The sequence below is a fragment of the Streptomyces humidus genome (assembly GCF_014649655.1).
GTDB classification, from domain to species: domain Bacteria; phylum Actinomycetota; class Actinomycetes; order Streptomycetales; family Streptomycetaceae; genus Streptomyces; species Streptomyces humidus.
On sequence record NZ_BMTL01000002.1, the window covers coordinates 246,015 to 267,692 of the forward strand.

Consider the following 21,678-nt stretch of genomic DNA (forward strand, 5'->3'; position numbering starts at 1 on the left):
CAGCAGTCCACTGAAGCAGCGACCCACCGGAACAGCGCCGCACCGAACCGACGAAGCACCGGTTCGGCGCGGCGCTGGTGCGGTGAAGCACGGCAACGGTGGACCGCTGAATCACTGCATCGGCGTCCGCGGGGCGGAAGACCCGTCCGATCGCGGAGCCGCGCAACCTCAGCCCAGGCCGGCCGACTTCAGCCAGGCCTTGGCCACGTCGAGGGGGTCCTTGCTCTGCAGCTGCACCTGGTAGTCCAGTTCCAGCAGGGCCTTCGTGTCGAGCTTGGCGGAGACGGCGTTGAGCGCGTCGACGCCTTCCTGCGAGAGCCCGCTCTTGTAGACCACCGGGGTCACGTTCGCGAATCCGAAGAGGTTCTTCGGGTCCTGGAGAACGACGAACTTCTCCTTGGTGATGGTCGGGTCCGTGGTGAAGATGTCCGCGGCCTGCACGGTGTCCTTCTTCAACGCGGCCTGGGTCAGCGGGCCGCCGGCGTCGAGCGCCTTGAAGGACTTGAACTTCAGCCCGTACACCGAGTCCAGGCCGAGGAGGCCCTGCTGGCGGGTCTGGAACTCGGGTGATCCGCCGAGGATCAGCTTCGGGGCGACGTCCTTCAGGTCGGCGAGGGTGGACGTGGCGGTGAGGTTGTACTTCTGCGCGGTCGCCGCGTTGACCGTGACGGAGTCCTTGTCCTCGGCCGGCGACGACTCCAGCAGCGTCAGCTTGGAGTCGAGCTTGGCCTTCACCGCGGCGTTCACGGTCGCGAGCGAGGTCTGCTCGGCCTTCGCGTCGAGGTAGGCCAGCAGCGAGCCGTTGTACTCCGGCAGAACGGTGATGGAACCGTTCTTGAGCAGGCCGTACGTGGTTTCCCGGCTGCCGATGTTGGGCTTGTAGGACACCTTGATGCCCTTGGCCTTCAGTGCCTCACCGTAGATGTCCGCGATCAGGATGCTCTCGGCGAAGTTGTTGGAGCCGACGACCACGGTGTCACCGGCCGCCTTGTCGCCGGCGAGCGGGTCGGAGGTGTCGTCGGACGAGGAGGAACATCCCGCCAGCAGGGCCGTCATCGCGGCGAGGGCGACGGCCGTCGCACCGGGGTGGCTCCTGAGGGACCTGCTGCTGTGGGCGTTGGAAGTCACGGTTCCCGTTCCGGGCTGTGGGGTTGATGAGAACTCAAACACTCTGATCTGATCCAATCCATCCGCTTCTTGATCAGTCAAGAGCGACAGGATCACCGATTGGCTTCGATCTGTGATCACTTGTGCGCGGACCGGAAGATCACCTGTGTACCTCGCCGACGCCACCGGGAGAGCGTTCGCAAGCCGCTTCGTAATGGATTCTTGACGTGGGACGACGCGCCCGACCCTTCGGATAGGCGATAGTCTCGCCCGAGTTGGCCTCCGCCACATCGATCGGCGTCGGCCACAGCGGTGTACGGGGGCCGCTCCGGTGTCGTCACACAAGGACACATGTGTGCGCGGAAATGCACACATGCGAAAGCCCTTGCACGCTTGCAACACCCTCTTGAAGGAGGCCCGGTGTCCACGAAAGAGGTGGACGCGCCCGCCCGGTCGGCACGCTCGGCATCGTCCTCCGCCCGTCGGGGACTGCGGGGTTTCGCCGACCGATGGCCCTTCCAGCGCAAGCTGAACGTACTGGTCGGTATCCCGCTCGCGGTGATCGCCCTGCTGCTGACGTATCTCATCGTCGACCTGGTGCAGGAGGCCGACCGGGCGAGGAACGCCGCCCAACTGGTGCGCGACAGCACCGAGGTCGCCCAGCTGGTCGCCGATCTGCAGGACGAGCACCAGCAGGCGATCCTGCTCTCCGTCCGGCACGAGGCGGCCTTCGGCTCCGGCACTCCGTCCAGCGACGGTTACCGGAAGGCCCAACTCGCCGTGGACGCACAGGTGCAGAAGGTGCTCGACGCCTTCGGCGACCGGCTTCCGGATTCAGAGGTCCAGGCCCTGAAGGAGGTCCAGGGCCTGGCGGGGCTGCGCTCCACCATCGAGCAGGGCTATCTGCCCGCCGACAACATCGACCCGGCGTACTCGGGGGCGGCCGACGGCCTCATCGACGGTCTGAACCTGGACCGCAACGCCGGACTGGCCACCACGTTCACCGGCAACCTTCTCGACTCGCTGCTGCGCGCGGATGCCGCTCACGGCGCCTACGAGACCGGCGTGTTCTCCGCGCGCACCGGCGACAGCAACGCGCTCATCGAGTTCACCGGCGCGGTCGGCTCCTACGAGCTGTTCGCCTACCAGGCGCAGCGCTTCGACCGGTTCGCCGACGAGGCGCAGTCCGAGGAGTTCGGCGGCATCGAGCACAACTCCTCGCAGGCGTCGATCAGTCAGGACTACGCCGAACTGGCCGTGGACCCGAGCGCGCTGCAGGCGGAGTCCAAGGCCGCGATCCGCGCGGCGTTCCGTGACGCGCTCGCCTCCTACCCGGACTACAGCTCGCAGGCCGGGATCCGGCTGAAGATCACCGCGTCCCTCATCGACCAGATCGCCGACCGGGCGGACGACACCGCCGTCGGCGCCCAGTGGCGCGCGGCCCTGCTGCTCACTCTTGCGCTGCTCTGCTTCGCCCTCTGGATCGCCTTCTCCATCCTGGTCCGCCGCTCCGTGGTCCGCCCGGTGCTGGCGCTGACGGGCGCCGCCCAGGAAGTCGCCGACGTCGCGGGCCGCGAACTCGCCCGGGTCGCCGACGACGACGCGGAGGAGTCCGGCCCCCCTCGGTTGCGCGAGCTGCCGGTCACCGCCGACGACGAGATCGGCGAACTCGCCGAGGCCTTCAACAACGTCCAGACGACCGCGGCCGCGCTGCTGGAGCGCCAGGTGCTCAGCCGGCGCAACGTCGCCGAGATGTTCGGCAACGTCGGGCGCCGCGTCAGCAACCTGACGACACGTCAACTCGCCTTGATCGACGCGGTGGAGCGCGGTGAGACCGATCCGGCGCTGCTGGCGCGTCTCTACTCCATCGACCACATCGCGGTGCGCCTGCGCCGTAACGCCGACAGCCTGATGCTGCTCGCGGGCATCCGCGAGACCGTCCTGGACGCCGGGCCGACCGCGCTCACCAACGTCGTGCGCGCCGCCCTCGGCCAGATCGAGGGTTTCCAGCGGGTAAGGCTGCGGGCCGCGACCGACGTCATGGTGGAACCCGACATCATCGGCGACCTGACGCTGATGATCGCCGAACTCCTCGAGAACGCCGTGTCGTTCTCGCCCGAGGGCAGCCCCGTCGAGGTGGTCGTGGGCTCCGACGACGACGGCGCGTCGGTCACCGTCTCCGACCACGGTCTGGGCATGAGCGCCGACCGCCTCGCCGAGGAGAACGCCCGCCTGGTGCGCCGCGAGCGCCTGGACGTCGTCCCGACGAAGGTGCTCGGTCTGTTCGTCGTCGGCGCGCTCGCCCGCCGCTGGGACGTCGACGTCACCCTGTCGCGCACCCCGGGCGGCGGCGTGACGGCCGAGGTGATGATCCCCTCGACGCTGCTCCTGACGACGAGCGAGGTGAATGCGGCGGGCAGGCCCGGGACGACCGGCACATCCGTCGCATCCGTCGCATCGGCCGTCGCCGCGTCCGCTCCCGCGGCCCCCGCGGCCGGTCCCTCGCCGTCGGCCTCGGTCCCGTCCTGGGCCACGCGGGAGGACGACGATCCGGTCGCGCTGCCTCGCCGGGTCCCCCGCCGCGACCCGTCACCCGCCGACCGGGAGACGGCACCCTCGCTCACCGCGAAGGCCGGCGCCGAGGACCCGACGCCCGGTGCTCCCGCCGTCCGGCCCCCGGCCCGCTCGCGCACCGCCGAGTCCGCCGCCCACGCCCGCACGGCCGCCCTCGGCGACAGCTCCGCCGCCTCCGTGAACCGCCCGGGGCTCCCCGGCGGCCGCGCCACGGAAACCGTCACAGCCCATGACGGAAGGGCCGAAGTCACCGAACAGGCCGCACAGACCGAACAGGACGTTCGCCGTCCCGCGGATCCCGCCGGCCCTACCGGCCACCCCGCCGGCCCCGCCCAGCCCGCCGGGCCTACCGGCCACCCCACGGCTCCGGTCGGCGCCGCCTCCTCCCGAGCCGGGTCCGAGGCCCTGTCGGCGGCGACGTCCGCCCGGGCAGACGTGGAGGTGCCCGCGGGCGACGGCGACGGTTCCCGTCCCCTGCGGCGACGGGTGCGCGGCGCCACGCTGCGGACGACCGCCGACGCCGCCGCCCAGCAGACGGCGCGCCGGGCGGCCCGCCCCGCCGACGCGGACGCCGTGCGCGACGCGCTGGAGGAGTTCGAGGCGGCCGTGGCCCGGGCTCACCGGGACAGCGGCAGCGACACGGGCGAGCACGCCGGCCCCTCCGGCGTCCGCGCCGACGCCCGGCCCCTCTCCCCCGCCGAAGACACGGTCGGACGCCGGAACGAAGGCCGATCCGACCACCGGCCCGACGATCAGCACCACCGGCCCGACGATCAGCCCAATCACCGGCCCGACGATCAGCACGACCGGACCGATCGGACAGCGCCGTCCGACCCGTCCGTCCCCTCCGCCCCGTCCGACCGGACCGGCACGATCGCCGGCCCGATCGCCGGCCGGGGCACACCGCACCACCAGAACCACCTTCCGGAAGGAGCCGAGCAGTGAGCACGTCGACAGGTGAGACTCCCGCCGGAGATGCCAGACCGACCGATCTGCGGGCCGCCGCAGCCGACTTCACCTGGCTGCTCAACCGTTTCGCCACCGAGACCGCGGGGGTCGTGGACGCCATCGCGGTGTCGTCCGACGGGCTGCTGATCGCCGTGTCTGAGCTGCGCGAGCACGCCGACTCCGAACGGCTGGCCGCGATCGTCTCGGGCATCACCAGTCTGGCCGCGGGCGCCTCCGGCAACTACGGCCTCGGCGGCCTGAACAAGGTCATCATCGACCTGGAGGGCGGTCACGTCCTGGTCTCCGCGATCGGCAGCGGCGCCGTGCTCGGCGTGGTCACCGACAAGGAGGCCAAGCTGGGCAACATCGCCTACGAGATGACGGTGTTCGCCAATCGCGCCGGCACCGCGCTCAGTCCGCAGCTCGTCCTGGAGCTGAAGAACAGCGTCGGCGCCACGCGTACGCGTTGACCGCGTGCCACCGTAGAGAAAGCGAACACCGATGGCGGACGGCCGCACCCCGCGCGGGGCCGGCGAGGACGGCGTCGCCCCTGTCGGGCCCGCGCCCGCCGTCCGTCCCTTCCTGGTCACCGCCGGACGGGTCGCGGGCGGCTCGGGCGAGGCGTCGTCCGGCCGGACGATGCCCGTGGAGACCCAGTTGGTGGCCACCACCGACGGGATCGACGCACTCGGCCGGCTCTCCTTCGAGCAGCACGACATCGTCGCCGCCTGCCGCGTCCCGCAGTCGATCGCGGAGATCGCGGCCCGGCTGCGGCTGCACCTGAACGTGGTGCGCGTCCTCGCCGAGGACCTGCGGACGGCGGGGCAGTTGTCGGTGCACGTGCCCGACTCCGGCGTCACTCACGACGCGTCCGTCCTGCGCAGGGTTATCGATGGCCTGCGGGCCATCCCCGACTCCCGGGGAGTACTCCGTGACACCGACTGAACCGCTGGTCCGCGCCTCGGCCGGCCAGTCCGCCGTACGGCCGCCGCTACCGGTGAAACTGGTGATCGCGGGCGGCTTCGGCGTGGGCAAGACGACGGCCGTCGGCTCGATCTCCGAGATCGAGCCGCTGACCACCGAGGCGGCGATCACCGAGGTCGCGGCGGGTGTGGACGACCTCAGTCACACCCCTCGCAAGACCACCACCACGGTCGCGATGGACTTCGGCTGCATCACCATCGACCCGACGCTGAAGCTGTATCTGTTCGGCACGCCCGGACAGGAGCGGTTCGGGTTCATGTGGGACGACATCGTGGAGGGCGCGGTCGGGGGGCTGGTCATCGTCGACACCCGCCGGCTCGACGACTGCTACGCCGCCGTCGACTACTTCGAGCACAAGCAGATCCCGTTCGCCGTTGCTGTAAACGCTTTCGACGGCCAGGTGGCGCACACGCTGGAGGAGGTCCGATGGGCCCTCGACGTCTCTGACGGCGTTCCGCTGCTGGTTTTCGACGCGCGCGAGCGCGGCTCCGTACGGGACGCACTGCTCGTCGTGCTGGAACAGGCTCTGGCCCGTTCGGAACGCTGACGAGATCCGAACACGGCCGGGCGCCGGGCTACGAGCGCCGGGTGCCGGGCGCCAGGCGACGAGCGCTCGGAAACGGAACCGCGGCCCGGGAAACGGTGTTTCCCCGGGCCGCGGCCACACCACGGAGTGCGGCGCCGACCGGCTGAGACGCCACCGGGCGGCGGCCCCTCGACACGACGGACTCGCCGTCCGCCACAGAGCCACCGTGCTGGTCGCGGCCATCGACAAGGGGCTGTGACCGGCGCGTTCACCCCATGCCCCGGCCTGCCTTCTCCTCAGCCCCCCGAGTGGTCGGCCGGCCGCTCGCGGCCCCAGGCGGCCAGCGGCCGGAGTGCCTCGTTGAGGCGCTTGCCGTCCTCGGTCAGCGAGTACTCGACGCGGGGCGGCACCTCGTCGTAGGAGACGCGGCGCACGACGCCGTCCGCTTCCAGCTCACGCAAGTGGGAGGCCAGCACCTTCTCGGTGATGCCGGGAAGCAGTCTCCGCAGCTCGCCGAAGCGGCGGCAGGGGTGCTCGTGGAGCGCCCACAGGATCAGCACCTTCCACCTGCCGCCGATCACCTCCATCGCGGCATCGATCCCGCAGACATGTCTGCCCGGTGCACCCGGCCGGTTCGACGTCGTCATGCCCCCACCTCTCCGACGTGCTCGCTCACCCCGGGGTAACCACCCACCGCCAAGTGCGTACTTGATCGTTCCGGGGCCTGTGACCACCCTAATCGGCATGGCACAGAACACTGTTGAGAAGACTCCCGTCACGCTGCTGGGCCTCGGCGCGATGGGCGCCGCGCTGGCCCGTACCTGGCTTGCCGCCGGCCACCCGCTCACCGTCTGGAACCGCACCCCTGTCCGCGCCGAGGCGCTCGCCGCCGCGGGGGCAAGGGTCGCGGACAGCGCCGCTGCGGCGGTCGCGGCGAACACCCTCGTCGTCGTCTGTCTGTTGGACGACGCCTCGGTCGACGAGGTGCTGGCCGGCGCCGACCTGGCCGACAGAGATCTGGTCAACCTGACCACCAGCACCCCTGCCCAGGCCCGCGCCCGCGCCGAGTGGGCCCGCGAGCGCGGCGCCCGCTACCTGGACGGCGGGATCATGGCCGTCCCTCCGATGGTCGGCGTGCCGGAGGCCGGCGGCTACGTCTTCTACAGCGGCTCGCGGGAGCTGTTGGAGCGGCACCGGCGGACCCTGGGCGTCCCGGTCGGCGTCACTTACGTCGGTGAGGACGCGGGCTTCGCGGCCCTGCACGACGTGGCCCTGCTCAGCGCCATGTACGGGATGTTCGCCGGGGCCGCGCACGCCTTCGCCCTGATCCGCAAGGAGGACATCGACCCCGCGGCGCTCGCCCCGCTGCTCGCCGACTGGCTCGTCGCGATGGCCCCGGCAGTTCACCGGACCGCCGGCCAGTTGCGCAGTGGAGACTACACCCAGGGCGTCGTCTCCAACCTCGCCATGCAGGTGGCCGGCACGCCGACCTTCCTGCGAACCGCCGAACAGCAGGGTGTCAGTCCGGAACTGCTGCACCCCTACTTCCAGTTGATGCGCCGCCGCCTGGCCGAGGGCGGCGGCGAGGAGGATCTGACGGGCGTGATCGACCTGCTCGTACGCTGACCAGCGCTTCCGCAACAGGCCGTAGTCGGCGCTCGACCGGGACCTCGACGCGCCTCCCGGTGACTGCTCGGCCGGGTTCGTACGAGAACGGGCATGTCGCGGTGGCAGGCGAGGCGGGCGGCGGTGCGGACGGTGAGGAGGGGCCGCAGGTCGTGGACGGCCTGGTGGAGGATCGGACCGGCGCTGTTTCTTCCGGCTCCCCGGCGGCGAAGTCCTCGGACCGGACGACCCGTGCCGAACCAACGACGAACCTCCGGCCCGGGTCACTGGTCGGACGGCGCCAGGGTGCGCAGGACGTCGAACTCGTTGCCCTCGGGATCGGCCATGACCGCCCAGCTCCGGCCGGGGCCCTGGCCCACGTCCACCTCGGCTGCGCCGAGGCCGAGCAGCCTGGCCACCTCGTCGTCGGTGCTGCCGTCGATCGGGGTGACGTCGAGGTGGAGCCGGTTCTTCACGGTCTTGCCCTCGGGCACCCGGATGAACACGAGAGTGGGCGGCATCTGGCGCGCCCGGACCTCCTCGACGGTCGGCGTCCAGGAACCGATCTCGACCTTGCCCTCGCTCCGGTCGATCACCTCGAAGCCCAGGACCGCGCACCAGAAGGCCGCGAGCCGCTCCGGATCGTGGCAGTCGACGACCAACTCGGTGAACCTGCTCGTCATTACTCCCCCACTCCCTGGGACAGTGCGGACGGGGGCTCAGCCTACGGGGCCTACGGCGCCTGCATGGGCCGCGCCGCCCGTCCGGCAGATCCGGGAACACTGAGGCCCCCGGCCCCGGAAGCGATCATCTAGGTACTCCTGCGCACCCCCGGCGAGACGGCCGCCTTGGCCGCCGCCCAGAACAACGCGAGCGTCACCAGCGCGAGCCCGGCGACCAGGGCCGCGCCGCCCACGACCTTCTCGTAGTCGTGCTGGTAGAGACCGTCGACGATGTAGCGGCCGAGGCCGCCGAGGCTGACGTACGCGGCGATGGTGGCCGTGGAGACGATCTGGATGGCCGCCGAGCGCAGTCCGCCGAAGATCAGCGGGAGCGCGACGGGCAGTTCGACGCGCAGCAGGACGTCGGCCTCGCGCATGCCCATGCCGCGCGCGGCGTCCACCGGGGACGGGTCGACGGAGCGCACCGCCTCGTAGGTGGTGACCAGGATCGGCGGGACGGCGAGGATGACCAGCGGGATCATCACCGGCAGCATGCCGAACCCGAGCACGATCGTCGTGACCACCAGCAGACCGAAGGTGGGCAGTGCCCGGGCCGCGGTGGCGAACAGGGAAAGGACGTTTCCGCCGCGTCCGTAGTGGCCGGTCACCAGGCCGACGGGAAGTCCGATCGCGGCGGCGAGAGCAAGCGCTTCCAAGGAGTACTGGACGTGTTCCCACAGGCGGGTGGGAATTCCGTCGTAACCGTGCCAGTGGGCGCTGTCGCTGAAGAAAGCGCTCACGAAATTGAGTACGTTCACCGGGCTGCGTCCTCCAGGGCGGGCACGGCGGGGTCGGGCCGGACTCCTGCGCCCCTGGACCGGCCGCCGCTCCGCCCGGTCGGCATCCAGGGGGTGAGCAGGACGCGCACGACGACCAGGAGGACGTCCGCCAGGACCGCGAGGGCAGCGCTGGTGAGCACGGAGTTCCAGGCGAGTTCCGGCCGGTTGTAGATCTGCGCGTCGTGCAGCAGGTTGCCGAGCGCGCCCTGGTTGCCGATCAGCATGCCCACGCTGACGAGGCTGATGCTGGAGACGGTAGCCACCCTCAGACCGGCGATGATGGCGGGCACCGCGATCGGCAACTGGACCTGGGCGTAACGGCGTACGGGGCCGAAGCCCATGGCGGTCGCGGCGGCGAGGGTCTCCTGCGGCACCGAGCGGACGCCGTCGACGATCGCCGGCACGAGCACCATCAGGGTGTAGATCGTGAGCGGGATCATCACCGTGAGCTCGGTCTGCCCGGTGTAGTCGATGAGGACGACGAAGAAGGCCAGGGACGGGATCGCGTAGAGCACGGTCGTCGCCCACAGCACGGGCGGGTACAGCCAGCGCAGCCGCACGCACAGCTGGGCCAGCGGAAGCGCGAGCAGCAGCCCGGCCAGCACCGGCAGCAGGGCCTCGCGCAGGTGCAGACCGATCAGGCCGAGCCAGTCGTGCTGGAGATCGCTCGGGATGTCGAAGAAGCGGTTCACCGGATGACCTTCCGGGCGCCGGCTTTGATGGTCTTCGGCTCCTCACGGCCTGCCGCGTGGGCGCCGCGGATGGCCTCGGCGATGGAGTCCTGCGAGACCACTCCGGCGGCCCGGCCCTCGTGGTCCACGGCGACGGCCCAGCCGGTGGGCGACAGGACGGCGCAGTCGAGCGCGGCCCGCAGCGAGTCCTGCCCGGCGACGAACGGCCGCCCGCATGCCAGCAGTCGGCCCACGTCGATCTGTCCGGCCGTCAGCCGGTCGGGCTCGCTCCAGCCCAGCGGACGGCCGTCCAGACCGGTGACGAGGACGTAGGGGGACTCGGCCGCGCCGCGGGCGGCGATCTGTTCGGCGGTGGCGTCGATCGCCACGACCGGGGCGGTGAGCAACTCCAGGCCGGCGGAGGAGAAGAACGACAGGCGTCGGATGCCGCGGTCGGCGCCGAGGAAGTCCTCGACGAACGCGTCGGCGGGGTCGGACAACAGCTCGGCGGGCGGCGCGAACTGGGCGAGCCGGCCACCGGTGCGCAGTACGGCGACCATCGTGCCCAGCTTGACGGCTTCGTCGATGTCGTGCGTGACGAAAACGATCGTCTTGCCCAACTCCGCCTGGATGCGCAGGAGTTCATCCTGAAGACCCTTGCGGACGACCGGGTCGACGGCGGAGAAGGGCTCGTCCATCAGCAGCACGGGCGGGTCGGCGGCGAGCGCCCGGGCCACGCCCACGCGCTGTTGCTGGCCGCCGGAGAGCTGGTAGGGGTACCGCTTGGCGAACGAGGCGTCGAGCCCCACCCGTTCCATCAGCTCGCGGGCCCTCGCGCGGGCCTTGTCCTTGCTCCAGCCGAGCATCCGCGGCACGGTGGCGATGTTGTCGACGATCGTGCGGTGCTGGAAGAGTCCGGCGTTCTGGATGACGTAACCCATGCCCCGGCGCAGGGTGTTGACCGGCTGCTGCCGGCTGTCGACGCCGTCGATGAGGATCGCGCCCTCACTGGGCTCGACCATCCTGTTGATCATCCGGAGGGTGGTCGTCTTGCCGCAGCCCGAGGGGCCGACCAGGACGGTGATCGAACGGTCCGGTATGTCGAGGGAGAGCCGGTCGACCGCCACCGTGCCGTCCGGGTACCGCTTGGTGACTGAATCTATCCGTATCAAAACGCCGAATACCCTTCGGGTCTGGCAATTTCCGCCCGTATTCGACCCTTACTCGACCGATCGAGTCCAGGTCATTGCGGGGAGAGTCTAGACCGCTCACCAGATCAGCGGTCCGCCGCCGACGCCGGAACAGCGGCACCGGCAGGCAGACCGATGTTGCAGAAACACAGCGGCGAGCGGACCGGACCGGGCCGCAGAAACGGACGTCCTGTCCCCCGCGTCGTCAACCCCGCTCAGCGGCAGCGGCGTTGCCGTGGCGGGGGCGCCGTACTCGGCCCGGGCGCCGGGCGAGGACCGCCGGGCCGCGTCCGAGGAGCCGCACGGCCGCTCCCGGCAACCCCGTTCCCGCCGCCCCCGCTCCCGGCGCCCCTGCCTCGGCGCTCACGCGGCCGCCGCGTCCGCCGTCGGGAAGCCGGCGCTGCGCAGGACGCGCCCGCCGGGCAGCACGGCGAACACCTCGCAGCCCTCCTGCGCCGCCGCCCAGTCGACCCCCTCCGCGCCCAGGGCGAAGGCGGCCGTGGCGACGGTGTCGGCCTCGGTCAGGGTCCGGGCCACTACGGTCAGGCTGTCGACGCCGGTGACGGGCCGTCCGGTGCGGCCGTCGATGATGTGGTCACCGCGCTCGTACCGTGCGGAGGTCGCGACGGCGGCGTCGGTGAGGTCGAGGACGGCGCACAGTCTGTCGGCGAACGCGGGGTGCCGGACGCCGACCCGCCACGGGCCGCCGGAGACGACCACGTCGCCGCCGGCGTTGAGGCAGAACCGGCGGAGACCGGCGCTGGTCAGCAGCTCGGCCGCGCGCTGCACGGACCAGCCCTTGACCACGGCGCACGGATCGAGCCCACGGCCGGGCAGCCGCACGTCGAAGGCGCCACCGGTGGCCGCCCGGTAGCGCTCGCAGATGTCGAGGACGTGCACGAGATCGGCGCTCAGCTCGTCGGCCGACAGCTCGCCCCGGCCGTGGCGGGACACCTCGCTGTCGGCCTTGAAGGGACTGAAACGGGCGTCGACCGCGCGCAGCCAGGCGAACACGGCGTCCCCGGTCTCCTCGGCGGCGACGGGATCGTCGATCCGCAGGGAGACCGGGAACCCCATGACGTGTTCGACGCGCTGCACGTCACGCGCCCTTCGCGTCGATCGCGGCTTGCAGGGACTCCTTGTAGCCGTCGCTCGTGAGAGTCGCGCCGGAAACGGTGTCGATGTCCGCACTCTGCGCGGTAAGCGTTTCTGCAATCAGTTTCGGCACCGCGGCGGTCGTCTGCGGATGATTCGGCTGCTTCAGCATCCTCACTGCCGTGATCTTGTCGCCGTCGTAGGTGACCTGGACCTGCACGTCGCCCTTCTCCGTCCTGACGGTCGTGCCGGTGAGGACCTCCGACCCCGCGGCGGAGGTGGAGGCCGAGCCGGACGCGGGGGGCGTCGAGACGGCCACGGTGGTGGAGGCCGTACCGGTCGACGGTTCGTAGCGCCAGACCGGGATCAGGCCCGCAACGGACAGGACCAGGACAGGCAGTGCTCGTTTCACGATCTCTCTCTCATCCCGCCAGGCTGAAGCGCTCGAAGTGGATCTGCGTCCTGGGCACGTCGAGCTCGCGCAGAGTGCCGAGGACCGCGTTCATCATCGGCGGCGGCCCGCACAGGAAGACGTCGCGTTGCGCGATGTCCGGTACGAGCGCGGCCAGTTCGCGCGGCGCCAGCCGGTCGGGCACCGACGGCCCGGTGACCAGGTGGAGTTCGGCGCCCTTGGCCAGCGCCAGCTCGCGCAGCTCGTCGTAGAGGACGGCGTCGCGCTCGCCGGCCACCCGGTAGATGACGACCGCGTGCCCGTGGATCTCCTCGAGCAGCGCCCGGATCGGGGTCACGCCGACCCCGCCGGCGATGAGCACGGACTCCGGGCGGGTGCGGTGCATCGCGGTGAAGGCTCCGTAGGGGCCTTCGGCGAAGACGCGGGTGCCGGGTGCGAGGTGGCGCAGTCCGGCGGAGCCGTCGCCGGCCGCCTTCGCGGTCAGCCGCAGCCGGGTGCCGTCGGGTGCGGCCGACAGGGAGAAGGGGTTCGCCTGCCACCAGCGGTCCCTGGTCAGGAACCGCCACAGGAAGAACTGGCCGGCCCGGGCGGGCATCCTGTCCAGGTCGCGGCCGGTGATGTACACGCTGACGACGTTGTCGGCCTCGTGCACGACCGCCTCGACGCGCAGTTGGTGCCGCCAGTTCCGCCACAGCGGCAGGACGACGCGGCCCAGGAGGACCGAGCCCAGGGCGACGGCCCACAGCGCGTACCAGTAGGCCGTGGCGGCGGACGACGTCGTGAACGTCGTCCCGGCCGCGACCTGGTGGGTGAAGGCCAGCACCACGGCGACGTAGGCGTACAGGTGGATGAAGTGCCACGTCTCGTAGGCGAGCCGGCGGCGGGCCCAGCGGGCCGAGGCGCCGCCGATCACCAGGATCAGGCCCATCGCGACGACCGCGCGGAAAACGCCTTCGACGGTTTCGGCGAGGTCGACGAGCTGGCTCACGGGGTTCATCGAGGAGGACTCGGCGTAACCGAAGGCGATGAAGACCACATGTCCGACCAGCGTCCACAGCAGACCGAAGCCGGTCCAGCGGTGCCAGTTGGTCAGCCGGTCCATGCCGATGCGGCGGTCCAGCCAGGGCAGGCGGGCCACCAGCAACAGCTGGAACGCCATCAGCAGGGCGGCGTACAGACCGGCGAACCGGCCTATGACGACCAGCGCGTTGGAGGCGAAGCCCGCCTGTACGGCGAACCAGGTAACGATGGCCGCGTTCGCGGCCAGCACGGTGTACAGGCCGGTGCGGGCCACCACTTTCGGCCGGATCGCCGTGGGGGGCGCGGGAGGCGACTGGACGGTCGTCACGGAAGGAAACTCCTAGATCGGGGCCTCAGGACACAGAGCTTCTCCGTGTTTTGCTGTCATTTTTCTGTCGTACAACTTTCAAGATCTTATCGATCCGCGCGCAGACCGGAAGCGGGGCCGGCGTCGTGGGGCGGGTGGCGCACTATGGACGGGTGGAAAAAGTACGACTCCTCGTCGTGGACGACGACCCGCCGATCGCCGACCTCGTGGCGACGGTCGCCCGCTACGAGGGCTGGGACGCCGTGACCGCCAACTCGGGAGAAGAGGCGCTGCGTCGGGCCGCCGACTTCCGACCTGACATCGTGGTGCTCGACCTGATGCTGCCGGACCTCGACGGCTTCGGCGTGCTCGACCGTCTGCGGCGCTCCGGCACGATGGTGCCGGTCGTCTTCCTGACGGCGCGCGACGGGGTCGCCGACCGGGTGGCCGGGCTGACCCGGGGCGGGGACGACTACCTGGTGAAACCGTTTGCCGTGGAAGAGCTGATGGCGCGGCTGCGGACCGTGCTGCGACGCAGCGCCGGGCCGGGCTTCCAGCGGTCCGTGCTGCGGGTGGCGGATCTCGTCATGGAGGAGGACACCCGGGAGGTCCGGCGCGACGGAAGGCTCCTGACGCTCACCCCCACCGAATACGAGGTGCTGCGCTATCTGATGCGCAAGTCGCCGACGGTGCTCACCAAAGCGCAGATCCTCGACCATGTCTGGGAATACGGTTTCGGCGGCCGTTCCAACGTCGTCGAACTCGTCGTCAGCCGGCTGCGCCGCAAGCTCGACGCGACGGGCGACGATCCGCTGATCCAGACGGTACGCGGTTTCGGATACGTCATCCGGCAGACAGCCGAGTGATCGCCCGGCACCGGCAGTCCTACCGGAGGCTGCGACTCGGCACGCGGCTGGCGCTCGGTCTCGGCGCGCTGTCGCTGGTGGTGTTCGCGGTGGTCGGAACGGCCCTGACCACCTATATGCGCGACTACCTGTCGGCGCAGCTCGACGATCAGCTCGCCATCGCCCAGGTCGCCCAGTCCAAGAGCATCGTGGACTCAGGCTCGCTGACCGGGAAGAAGTACTGGGGCTGGTACTACGCCGTGTACGACATACGCGATGGCGAACCCGTCCTGCGCAAGCCCGAGGACCCCGGTGACGTGCCCGGGGACGTCGACGCCCTCACCGCCCTTGCCAAGGCTCAGACGGCCGCCGACGCCGAGGTGCTGAGCACGGCGCACCTCGCGGGCGAGGGGGACTACCGGCTGCGCGCCTGCGCGGTGGAGCCGGGGGTGGTGCTGGTCAGCGGCGCGCCCTTGGAGGACCTCGAGGACACCGTCGGTCAGCTGATCACGATCCAGGTCGTCACCTTCGGCCTGGCCCTGCTGACGCTGGTGCTGTTCGGCCGGGCGCTGTTGCGGCGCGGGCTGAATCCGCTCAGCGACATGGCGCACACCGCGCACGGCATCGCCTCGCACGACCTCACCGAGTCGGCCTCCCGCCTCCCCCTGCGCGCGGACTCCCTCGGCGGCGGCCCCGAGGTGGAGGAGCTGCGTACGGCGTTCAACACGATGCTGGAGCACATCGACGACTCGCTGGCCGTGCGCGCGGAGGCCGAGCAGCGCCTGCGGCGCTTCGTCGCCGACGCCTCGCACGAGCTGCGCACCCCCCTGATGTCAGTACGCGGTTACGCCGACCTTTTCCAGTACGCGGCCGCCAACGCGCCCGAGGAACGGGACAAGCACCTGGCCCGGCTGCGTGCCGAGGCCGCCCGGATGGGATTTCTGCTGGACGATCTGCTGTTGCTGGCCCGTCTGGACGCGGCCGAGGTGGAAACGCCGCTGCGGAGGGAGAAAGCCGACCTGGTCGAGCTGGTCGAGCTGGCGGCCGACGCCTTCCGCGCGAGTCATCCCGGCCATCCGCTGAGCGTGACGCCGGGTCCCGCGGCCGTACCGCTGTGGATGGACCCCCACCGCATCCGTCAGGTACTGGACAACCTCCTCACCAACGCCGCCGTGCACACCCCGGCGGGCACGCCGGTCCGCGTCGAGGTGACGGTCTCGCCGGAAGCGGCGCGGATCCACGTGGCCGACCAGGGCCCCGGCATCCCGCCCGACGACCGTGACAGCGTTTTCGACCGTTTCTACCGCGTCGACAAGGCCCGCAGCCGCGACCGCGGCGGCAGCGGTCTGGGCCTGTCGGTCGCCCGCTCACTGGTCCAGGCGCACGGCGGCACGCTGGAACTGAACCCCTCGGCGAGGACCACGGTGTTCACGGTGACTCTGCCCCTGTGACCGTCCGGGACGCCGTGCATGACTGCCCCGGGTGCTGCGCCTGTGTGACGTCGTGCTTCGGTGTCCGCCGTTGTGGGTCCTCCCGGTCGGTGACGTGGCCGAACGGAGCGCGCGGCATCCCGGCCCTCGTCGGTGGCGGAGGTGGCGGAGGTGGGTGGACACGCTCGGTCCGGCGTCGCCCGGACCCGGGCGACGTCCTCGTGGACGATCGTGCGTTCGTCGTCGCCGGTCGGCGTCCCGGGCAGGCGGGCCTCGGCGAAGGCCGGGGATGAACCGCGGGACGCGCGGGCAGAAATGACACAGCCTCACCGCGCCTCCCCAGCACCACCGCACCGCGGTCGCCCTTCGGCCCGCACTCCGTCGGCTGCCGGACACCGCACCGTCACGCCGGAGGGGCATCACTCCCCCGCCGCCTCACCAGGCCCGCCCCCGATCCGTCACACCGCCGCCGCGCGGTCACGACGCGGAAGGACGACGTGCGCCGTGCCCCTGCTTCCCCTGCTGCCCCCGGACGAGACCGCGTCCCCGGACCCGGTCGCGGACGTCCGCCGCCGTCCGCCGGGCGCCACCGCGGCCCGCCGCGCCCTCGTCCTGCTTCCGCTGCTGCTCCTCGCGGTGTGGGCGGCGCTCGACCGGCGTGCCGTACAGGACGGAGCCGCCCGGCTGGCCGCCGCCGACCCCTGGTGGCTGCTGTTCGGGCTCCTGTTCACCTACCTGGGCACGGTCGCCGCCGCCTGTGCCCGTCAGGGCGCGATCCCCGAGCGGCTGCCGCCGGGCCTGCTGCTGGCATCGCAGATCGCCGCGGGCGCCGCGAACCATGTACTGCCCGCGAGTATCGGCGCCCACGCGGTCACCGTCCGGTTCCTGCTGCGCCAGGGCGTCCCGCTGCCCCGGGCCACCGCATCGATCGGGCTGTACTCCCTGGTCAGGGCGGTGGCGAAGACGCCATTGGTGTTGGTCTTCGTGCTCGCCGCGCCCGCCGCCGCGCCCCCTGCCCGGCTTCTCCCGGAAGGCCGCACGCTGGTCGTGGCCGCCATCGGCCTCCTGCTGGCGCCCGCGGCGGCCGTGGCGCTGTACGTCCTCGTACGGCCTCTGCGGCGACCCGCCCTGGACTTCGTCCGCACGGCGCTCACCGACGCCCGGCGCCTGCACAGCCGCCCCTCCCGATTCCTGCCGCTGTGGGGCGGAGCGGTCGCGGCCCCGCTGATCCAGGCGGGCGTGGTGGCCTCGGTGGGAACGGCGCTGGGCCTGCCGCTGTCCTGGCCACAGCTGCTGTTCGCGTTCCTCGCGGCGAGCACCGCGGCCGGCGCCGTCCCCGCGCCGGGCGGCATCGGCCCGCTCGACGCGGCCCTGGTCTTCACCCTGGCCGGCTACGGCGCCCCGCTCCCCCTGGCGACGGCGACGGTCATCGGCTACCGGGTGCTGACGGTCTGGGTTCCGCTGCTGCCGGGGATGCTGGTGCTGTCGGCGCTCGTGCAGCGAAAGCAGCTGTGAGCGCCGTCAGCCGTTCGCGTCATCCAGCGAGACCGCCGTCACCGCCGGCATCGCCGAGGCCACCGGCACCGCCGAGACCGCCGTCAGCCTTCGTCGGGCACCGTCCGGCACCGTGGGGCGCCGTCAGCCCCGTCCCGCCCGTCACCGCCGGACGCCGGCCGCCGTCAGCTCTCGTCGGCCGCCGCGAGCCGCAGCGAGATGCTGTTGATGCAGTACCGCTGGTCGGTCGGGGTGGCATACCCCTCGCCCGCGAACACGTGTCCGAGGTGGGAGCCGCAGCGGGCGCAGCGCACCTCGGTGCGCACCATCCCGTGCGTGCGGTCCTCGATCAGCTCCACCGCGTCGGTGTCCTTGGGGTCGAAGAAGGACGGCCAGCCGCAGTGGGACTCGAACTTGGTGTCGGAGGTGAACAGTTCCGCGCCGCAGGCCCGACAGGAGTAGACCCCCTCGGCCTTGGTGTCGGTGTACTCCCCGGTGAACGCGGGCTCGGTCGCCGCCTGGCGCAGGACGGCGTACTCGGCAGGCGTCAGCTCCGCCCGCCACTGCTCGTCCGGCTTTTCGACGTCGTACGACATGAGCCTCAGCCCCTCACTGCGAAAGACGGTCCAGAATGCGCGGGCCCAGGTCGGTCACATCTCCCGCGCCCATGGTGAGAACGAGATCACCTGCCTTCGCCATTCCCGCGATCACGGACGGCGCCTCGTCCTTGTCATGGACGGCCGTCACGTCGGCGCCCGCCGCGCGCGCCGCGTCGATGATCAGCTCGCTGGTCACGCCCGGGATCGGGTCCTCGCGGGCGGGGTAGACGTCGAGGACGACGGAGGCGTCCGCCAGGGTCAGCGCCTGCCCCATCTCCGTGCCGAGCTCCTGGGTGCGGGAGAACAGGTGGGGCTGGAAGAGGACGAGGATGCGGGCGTCGCCGACCGCCGCGCGCATCGCCTCCAGGTCGGCCGTCATCTCGGTCGGGTGGTGGGCGTAGGAGTCCACGACCTGGACGCCCCCCGCTTCGCCCTTGAGCTGCAGGCGGCGCTTGACGCCCGTGTACGCGGCGAGAGCGGGGGCGAGCTCCGCGGCCGGGATGCCCAGCGCGACGCCCGCCGCCAGCGCGGCCACGGCGTTGTGCGCGTAGTGGCGGCCGGGCACCGAGACCGCGAAGACGAGCTCTTCGCCGTCCAGCACCACGGTCACCTCGCTCTTCAGTCCCTGCGGGACGACGGAGAGGACCCGCACGTCGGCGTCCGCGGCCTCCCCGTACGTCACCACCCGCACGCCCTCGACACGCCGGGTCAGCTCGCGGGCGCCCTCGTGGTCGGCGGTGATCACCAGGGTGCCGCCGGGCACGATCTTCCGGGCGAAGGTCTCGAAGGAGTCGTAGATCTCGTCCATCGAGGCGTAGTTGGCGTGGTGGTCGAGTTCGACGTTGAGGACGATGGCGACCTCGGGCGCGTACTTGTGGAAGCTGCGGTCGGATTCATCCGCCTCGGCGACGAAGATCTCGCCCTCGCCGTGCAGCGCGTTGGAGCCGGGCGCGTCCAGGTCGCCGCCGATCGCGTACGAGGGGTCGAGCCCGAGTTCGGACAGCGACACCGCCAGCATGGACGTGGTGGTCGTCTTGCCGTGCGTGCCGGCCACGGCGATCGGGCGCAGCCCGTCCATCAGCCGGGCGAGCGCGTCCGAACGGTGGACAACCGGGATGCCGAGCTCGGCCGCGCGGGCGAGCTCCGGGTTGTCGGCGCGGATCGCCGACGACACGACGACGCAGCTGGCGTCTTCGGCCAGGTGCCCGGCCGCGTGCCCGATGTGCACGGTCGCGCCGAGCGCTCGCAGCGCCGCCGCCGTCTCCGACTCCTTGGCGTCGCTGCCGGCCACCTTGGCCCCGCGCTGGGCCAGGATCTTCGCGATCCCCGACATCCCGGCCCCGCCGATGCCGATGAAGTGCGGTCGGTCCATGGCGGTAGGAAGGCCGGGTGCCATGTGCTGTCTCCCAAGGTGCGCTACGACGGTCCAGTGCGTCCCCACCCTATGGGGCGGGGCCCGGCCCGGCCGACCCGGGCCGCGGGGATCCGCCCCGCACCGCCCAGCGCCGCCACGTCGGCTCCACCGCCCCGTACCTGCCTCGGCAGCTCTCGCCCCGCCCGCCTCCTCGGCCCGGCACCCCGCCAGACCGGCCGGCACCCCGCCGGACCGGCCGGCCTCCGTCCCGCCCGCCTTCGCGGCCCGGGCATCGCGCCTGCCTGCTCGGCCGGGTCTCGGGCCGGCTTCGAGGCGCGCACAGCTCTCACCGGGAAGGCGCTGCCACTTCCACCCCGCCGACACGCACCTCGACTCCCGTCACTCCGGTCGCCCCGCCCGAACCCAGCCGCCCCGGCAGGCCCGGCAGGCCGGTCACTGTCGTCCGCTCGGCCTGCGCCCTACGCCTTGCTGTGCGAGAACAGCTTCAGCACCGGCACGCCCACCTTGTGCCGCGCCCGGGAGGCCCAGTCCCGGTGGAAGAACTCCTCGACGTAGTGGGGATCGGTCAGCACGATCACCTCGTCCGCCCCGACCTCCGCGACCAGGGACGTCAACGCATCCAGCGGATGGTCCTCCACCAGCCGGCCCACCGCCGGGCTGCCGGAGGCCTGCAGCGCCTGGAGGGACACCTCCAGAGCCCGCACGCCGAAGCCCTTGGCCTCGTCGCCCTCCGGCGTCTCGTTCTCCCGAGCCGCCTCGTCGAGTTCGCCGAGAGCCACGTCGTCGATGGCCCGCAGCAACCGGTCCGCCTGGTCGCCCCGTGGCTGGAGCAGCACGTGGAAGGAGACCGGATCGTCCCCGTGCAAGGTGGTGACGAACTCCACGTCGGCGGACGTCAGGGCCTTCTCGATCATCAACACGCTTGTGAACACCAGCGCCCCATTCTCCTGCGAGGACCCCCGTGGCCCTCTGTCCTCCGTGGGCCGGTCGCGGCCCTGCGGAAACCATCCTTCCCCGTGCTCGCACGGGAGGCTGCGAAACTCAGTGTGCCCGCCGGAGTCGAAACGGAACGGTTGATTCCGCCGATTCGAGAGCCCCGGCGACGATACGGACCCCTGTGCGGCCTCACGCTCACGGTCGCCGGTACCTGCCGAACAGGAAACCCTCCTCCTCCAGGAGGGACGCCAGGGCGAACCGCTGGGGAACTGCGAGCGAAGGGCCGCCCGCGATCCGCTGCGCGTCGCCGGCGGTGAGCATCGGGGCGACCGTCAGGCAGAGCTCGTCGAGCACCCCGGCGGCGACGAACTGCCCCAGCAGCCGGGGTCCGCCCTCGGTCAGCAGCCGGGTGTGTCCGAGGTCGGCGAGGGCGCGGACGGCCCGGTCCGGCTCCACCCCCGTGCCGTCGCCGGCGATCACGACGCGTGCGCCCGCGCGTTCCGCGACCGCCACCTTGTCGGGCACGGCGGCGGCGCCCGTCAGGATCAGGGTGGGGACGAGCGGCGAGGTGAAGAGGGGGAGCGAGAAGTCCAGGTCGAGGCCGGCGGTGACGACCGCGACGGCGGGCGCGGGCCCCTGCCCGGCCGCCTCCCGCCGCCGGGCGAACTCCGCACGCGCGCGGGCGGGACGGTAGCCCTCCAGGCGTACCGTTTCCGCACCGACGACGACCACGTCCGCGAGCCCCCGCAGGGTGCCGAAGATCCGCATGTCGGCGGCGGTGGAGATGGCCTGCGAGCGCCCTTCGTGCTGGGCCGCGCCGTCGAGGGTGGACACCATGTTCGCCCGCAGCCAGGGCCGCGGCTCCCCGGGGCCGGGCTCAGGGTAGGCATAGGCGTCGGCGAGTTCGTCGAGGCTCCATTCACGGTCCTGACCCGCGTCACTCCCGTCGTCGCGGGCTCCGAGCGGACTCCCGCCGGAGGGGGTCGGCACTGTCTGGTCGGTCACAGGGAACAGCCGTCGCATGTCAGGCAGTCTGGCACGCCCCGTAGCATGGGGAAC

The 21,678-nt window shown here is 71.7% G+C and carries 21 protein-coding genes; 8 read left to right on the plus strand and 13 right to left on the minus strand.

The genetic code is table 11. The features are described from left to right. Positions 1-168: 168 nt before the first annotated feature. Positions 169-1,128 carry an ABC transporter substrate-binding protein gene (locus IE239_RS02885; protein ID WP_190147617.1) on the minus strand — a complete coding sequence of 320 codons (960 nt, stop codon included), beginning with the start codon at positions 1,126-1,128 and terminating at the stop codon, positions 169-171. A gap of 399 nt (positions 1,129-1,527) precedes the next feature. Between IE239_RS02885 and IE239_RS02890 the strand changes: the two genes are divergently transcribed. From IE239_RS02890 to IE239_RS02905, 4 genes are read left to right on the plus strand one after another with little or no spacing between them, the layout of a single operon-like run. Further along, positions 1,528-4,626: an ATP-binding protein gene (locus tag IE239_RS02890; protein ID WP_190147618.1), complete on the plus strand. Its 3,099-nt coding sequence runs from the start codon at positions 1,528-1,530 to the stop codon at positions 4,624-4,626. Continuing rightward, positions 4,623-5,099: a roadblock/LC7 domain-containing protein gene (locus tag IE239_RS02895; RefSeq protein ID WP_190147619.1), complete on the plus strand. Its 477-nt coding sequence runs from the start codon at positions 4,623-4,625 to the stop codon at positions 5,097-5,099. Before IE239_RS02890 ends, IE239_RS02895 begins: the two co-directional genes overlap by 4 nt. Positions 5,100-5,130: 31 nt before the next feature. Further along, positions 5,131-5,574, plus strand: a complete 444-nt coding sequence (locus IE239_RS02900; protein ID WP_069767593.1) for a DUF742 domain-containing protein — start codon at positions 5,131-5,133, stop codon at positions 5,572-5,574. Beyond that, positions 5,561-6,160 carry a GTP-binding protein gene (locus IE239_RS02905; protein WP_190147620.1) on the plus strand — a complete coding sequence of 200 codons (600 nt, stop codon included), beginning with the start codon at positions 5,561-5,563 and terminating at the stop codon, positions 6,158-6,160. The genes IE239_RS02900 and IE239_RS02905 overlap by 14 nt, the downstream gene beginning before the upstream one ends. 275 nt (positions 6,161-6,435) lie before the next feature. On the opposite strand, the gene IE239_RS02910 is transcribed toward IE239_RS02905, so the two are convergent. Beyond that, the gene (locus IE239_RS02910; protein WP_190147621.1) at positions 6,436-6,786 is read right to left on the minus strand and encodes a winged helix-turn-helix transcriptional regulator; all 351 of its coding nucleotides are present in this window, start codon (positions 6,784-6,786) and stop codon (positions 6,436-6,438) included. A gap of 97 nt (positions 6,787-6,883) precedes the next feature. Between IE239_RS02910 and IE239_RS02915 the strand changes: the two genes are divergently transcribed. Further along, on the plus strand, positions 6,884-7,765 hold the full coding sequence (locus IE239_RS02915; RefSeq protein WP_190147622.1) for an NAD(P)-dependent oxidoreductase: 882 nt from the start codon (positions 6,884-6,886) through the stop codon (positions 7,763-7,765). 263 nt (positions 7,766-8,028) lie between these two features. Here the strand turns inward: IE239_RS02915 and IE239_RS02920 are convergent, their stop codons facing one another. The 7 genes from IE239_RS02920 to IE239_RS02950 form a co-directional block, all read right to left on the minus strand. After that, complete coding sequence (locus IE239_RS02920; RefSeq protein ID WP_190147623.1) at positions 8,029-8,427, minus strand: VOC family protein; 399 nt, start codon at positions 8,425-8,427, stop codon at positions 8,029-8,031. Positions 8,428-8,555: 128 nt separating this feature from the next. Then, entirely contained in the window at positions 8,556-9,224 is a 669-nt protein-coding gene (locus tag IE239_RS02925; RefSeq protein ID WP_190147624.1) for an ABC transporter permease, read from the minus strand. Beyond that, positions 9,221-9,937, minus strand: coding sequence for an ABC transporter permease (locus tag IE239_RS02930; protein ID WP_190147625.1), 717 nt, complete (start codon positions 9,935-9,937; stop codon positions 9,221-9,223). Before IE239_RS02930 ends, IE239_RS02925 begins: the two co-directional genes overlap by 4 nt. Then, on the minus strand, positions 9,934-11,088 hold the full coding sequence (locus IE239_RS02935; protein WP_190147626.1) for an ABC transporter ATP-binding protein: 1,155 nt from the start codon (positions 11,086-11,088) through the stop codon (positions 9,934-9,936). Before IE239_RS02935 ends, IE239_RS02930 begins: the two co-directional genes overlap by 4 nt. Positions 11,089-11,469: 381 nt before the next feature. Next, positions 11,470-12,183 carry an FAD:protein FMN transferase gene (locus IE239_RS02940; RefSeq protein ID WP_190147737.1) on the minus strand — a complete coding sequence of 238 codons (714 nt, stop codon included), beginning with the start codon at positions 12,181-12,183 and terminating at the stop codon, positions 11,470-11,472. Positions 12,184-12,205: 22 nt separating this feature from the next. Continuing rightward, entirely contained in the window at positions 12,206-12,613 is a 408-nt protein-coding gene (locus tag IE239_RS02945; RefSeq protein WP_190147627.1) for an FMN-binding protein, read from the minus strand. Positions 12,614-12,623: 10 nt separating this feature from the next. Next, complete coding sequence (locus tag IE239_RS02950; protein ID WP_190147628.1) at positions 12,624-13,961, minus strand: ferredoxin reductase family protein; 1,338 nt, start codon at positions 13,959-13,961, stop codon at positions 12,624-12,626. Positions 13,962-14,113: 152 nt separating this feature from the next. Between IE239_RS02950 and IE239_RS02955 the strand changes: the two genes are divergently transcribed. From IE239_RS02955 to IE239_RS02965, 3 genes are all read left to right on the plus strand, one after another. Further along, the gene (locus IE239_RS02955; RefSeq protein WP_190147629.1) at positions 14,114-14,806 is read left to right on the plus strand and encodes a response regulator transcription factor; all 693 of its coding nucleotides are present in this window, start codon (positions 14,114-14,116) and stop codon (positions 14,804-14,806) included. Further along, positions 14,803-16,236, plus strand: coding sequence for a sensor histidine kinase (locus IE239_RS02960; RefSeq protein ID WP_190147630.1), 1,434 nt, complete (start codon positions 14,803-14,805; stop codon positions 16,234-16,236). Before IE239_RS02955 ends, IE239_RS02960 begins: the two co-directional genes overlap by 4 nt. Positions 16,237-16,719: 483 nt before the next feature. Next, positions 16,720-17,730, plus strand: a complete 1,011-nt coding sequence (locus IE239_RS02965) for a lysylphosphatidylglycerol synthase transmembrane domain-containing protein (RefSeq protein ID WP_190147631.1) — start codon at positions 16,720-16,722, stop codon at positions 17,728-17,730. A 164-nt stretch (positions 17,731-17,894) separates the two neighbouring features. Here the strand turns inward: IE239_RS02965 and msrB are convergent, their stop codons facing one another. The 4 genes from msrB to IE239_RS02985 form a co-directional block, all read right to left on the minus strand. After that, the gene (gene msrB / locus IE239_RS02970) at positions 17,895-18,305 is read right to left on the minus strand and encodes a peptide-methionine (R)-S-oxide reductase MsrB (RefSeq protein ID WP_190147632.1); all 411 of its coding nucleotides are present in this window, start codon (positions 18,303-18,305) and stop codon (positions 17,895-17,897) included. 13 nt (positions 18,306-18,318) lie between these two features. After that, positions 18,319-19,704, minus strand: a complete 1,386-nt coding sequence (gene murC, locus IE239_RS02975; RefSeq protein WP_190147633.1) for a UDP-N-acetylmuramate--L-alanine ligase — start codon at positions 19,702-19,704, stop codon at positions 18,319-18,321. Between the two features lie 437 nt (positions 19,705-20,141). Continuing rightward, positions 20,142-20,615 carry an indole-3-glycerol phosphate synthase gene (locus IE239_RS02980; RefSeq protein WP_190147634.1) on the minus strand — a complete coding sequence of 158 codons (474 nt, stop codon included), beginning with the start codon at positions 20,613-20,615 and terminating at the stop codon, positions 20,142-20,144. Positions 20,616-20,814: 199 nt separating this feature from the next. Further along, positions 20,815-21,642 (minus strand): pyrimidine reductase family protein, encoded by an 828-nt coding sequence (locus tag IE239_RS02985; RefSeq protein WP_190147635.1) that lies wholly within the window; start codon positions 21,640-21,642, stop codon positions 20,815-20,817. Between the last annotated feature and the right edge of the window lie 36 nt (positions 21,643-21,678).

Excerpts from the sequence above, each read along its gene's own strand:
- IE239_RS02900 (WP_069767593.1), top strand. The coding sequence starts at position 5,131 with ATGGCGGACGGCCGCACCCCGCGCGGGGCCGGCGAGGACGGCGTCGCC.
- IE239_RS02910 (WP_190147621.1), bottom strand. The coding sequence starts at position 6,786 with ATGACGACGTCGAACCGGCCGGGTGCACCGGGCAGACATGTCTGCGGG.
- IE239_RS02915 (WP_190147622.1), top strand. The coding sequence starts at position 6,884 with ATGGCACAGAACACTGTTGAGAAGACTCCCGTCACGCTGCTGGGCCTC.
- IE239_RS02920 (WP_190147623.1), bottom strand. The coding sequence starts at position 8,427 with ATGACGAGCAGGTTCACCGAGTTGGTCGTCGACTGCCACGATCCGGAG.
- IE239_RS02940 (WP_190147737.1), bottom strand. The coding sequence starts at position 12,183 with ATGGGGTTCCCGGTCTCCCTGCGGATCGACGATCCCGTCGCCGCCGAG.
- msrB (WP_190147632.1), bottom strand. The coding sequence starts at position 18,305 with ATGTCGTACGACGTCGAAAAGCCGGACGAGCAGTGGCGGGCGGAGCTG.
- murC (WP_190147633.1), bottom strand. The coding sequence starts at position 19,704 with ATGGCACCCGGCCTTCCTACCGCCATGGACCGACCGCACTTCATCGGC.
- IE239_RS02985 (WP_190147635.1), bottom strand. The coding sequence starts at position 21,642 with ATGCGACGGCTGTTCCCTGTGACCGACCAGACAGTGCCGACCCCCTCC.